General features: G+C 75.2%; 2 protein-coding genes. Both read left to right on the top strand.

The genetic code is table 11. The features are described 5' to 3' along the window. The coding region (locus MXD58_RS26490; RefSeq protein ID WP_250610499.1) for an NAD-dependent epimerase/dehydratase family protein at positions 1–789 on the top strand (789 nt) is incomplete at its 5' end. Positions 790–858: 69 nt separating this feature from the next. After that, positions 859–1982, top strand: a 1124-nt coding sequence (locus MXD58_RS26485; protein WP_250610497.1) for a glycosyltransferase family 4 protein, incomplete at its 3' end; no start/stop codon positions are given.

The raw sequence follows: 1982 nt of genomic DNA, 5'->3' as shown, positions 1-1982 counted from the left end.
ACGCTCACCCCGGCGCTCGCCGGCGCCAATGCCGCCTGGCCGCGGCTGCTCGCCGACCCCTGCCAGCAGGCCGGGGTGTCCCGCCTGGTCCACGTGAGCACCGCCGCGGTGCAGGGCCGGGCGAGCCGCCTCGACGAGAGCCTCGACTACGCACCGGTGACGCCGTACGCGCGCACCAAGACCCTCGGCGAGCAGCTCCTACGCGACACCGCCGAGCGCGGCCGGCTCGCCGTCACGCTGTATCGCCCGCCGTCGGTCCACGGTTGGGGGCGGCGGATGACCAGCGATTTCGCCGCGTTCTGCCGCCGTTGGCCGCTGCTGGCATGCGACGACGGCGACCAGCCGGTGCCGGTCGCGCTCGTCGGCAACGTCGGGGCCGCCCTCGCCGCGATCCTGGCCGCCGAGCATGCGCCCCTGGTCGTCGCGCACCCGTCCGAGGGCCACACTGTGCGTTCGCTGTACCAGACGTTCGCGCCGGGCCGGCCGCTGCGCTGTCTGCCGGCCCCGGCCGTGCGGGCGCTGCTGCACGCGGCCGAGCCGACCGGGCAGTGGCTGGCGCCGCTGGGGGCGTTGTGCCGCCGCGCCGAGTTGCTGATGCTCGGGCAGGCGCAGGAGCCGGGCTGGCTGCCGTCCGTCGGCTTCGAGCCGCCGCTGGGCCGGGCGGCCTGGGACGAGATGGCCGCCGCGGTCCGCGCCGAGGTCGACCCGCCCGCGCCGCCCCACCCCAGGTCGGGAGCTGCGCAGGCGGGCGACGAGCACCGACACGCTCCTGATCGCGTAGCCATGTAGTCACTTTCCGCATTGAACTCACTACCATCAGCTTTCGATAGCGAGGCCGACGGCTGGAGGTACAACTCCGTGTCCCCCGTTCCGGACCGCCGCCGTGTCCTGGTGGTCACCCACTACTTCCCGCCCGAGATCGGCGCGCCCCAGGCGCGGCTCTCGGAGACCGCCCGGGCCTGGGCCGCCGACGGCCTCGACGTCACCGTCCTCACCGGCATGCCGAACCACCCGACGGGCGTGATCCCGCCCGCCTACCGCGGCGCCCTGCGGCGCACGGAACGGACCGACGGCTACCGCGTCCTGCGCACCTGGCTCTACGCCACCCCCAACGAGGGCGTCGTCCGCAAGACCCTGAGCCACCTGTCCTTCATGGTCACCAGCGTGGCGCTGGGCGGCTGGCGGACCGGGCCGACCGACGTGATCGTCGTGTCCTCCCCGACGTTCTTCCCGCTCGGGTCCGCCTGGCTGCTCGCCCGGGTGCGCCGCGCCCGCCTCGTCGTCGAGGTCCGCGACCTGTGGCCGGCCATCTTCGAGCAGCTCGGCGTCCTGACCAACCGGCGGGTCCTCGCCATCCTCGAACGCCTCGAGCTCGCCGCCTACCGCGCGGCCGACACGGTGGTCACCGTGACCGAGGGGTTCCGCGAGGACATCGTGCGCCGCGGCATCCCGGCGGCCAAGGTCCACGTGATCCGCAACGGGGTCGACCTCGACCGGTTCCGCCCCGCCGCCGCCCCGCCCGGCCTGCGCGCGCGCCTCGGCGCCGGGGACGGCGACCTGCTCGTCCTCTACATCGGCGCGCACGGCATCTCGCACGGGCTGACGTCGGTGGCCGACGCCGCCGCCCGACTCGACGGCACACCGGTGCGTTTCGCCTTCGTCGGCGAGGGCGCCGAGAAACGCCGCCTCGCCGAGCACGTGCGCGCCCTGGGCCTGACCAACACCGTCCTGCACGACGGGGTGCCCCGGGACCGGGTCGCGGGCCTGGTCGCCGCCGCCGACCTCTGCGTGGTGCCACTGCGCGACGTGCCGATGTTCGACACGTTCATCCCGTCGAAGATGTTCGAGCTGCTCGCCGCGGGCCGGCCCGTACTCGGCGCGGTCCGCGGCGAGGCCGCCGACATCCTCACCGCCGCCGGCCAGGTGGTCGTCGCGCCGCAGGACCCCGAGGCGATGGCGGCGGCGATCACCCGGCTCGCCGC

Origin of the sequence: Frankia sp. AgKG'84/4 (genome assembly GCF_023242965.2) — a bacterium.
Lineage (GTDB): Bacteria > Actinomycetota > Actinomycetes > Frankiales > Frankiaceae > Frankia.
Note: the sequence above shows the minus strand (reverse complement) of the source record. Positions and strands in the feature narration are given on the sequence as shown.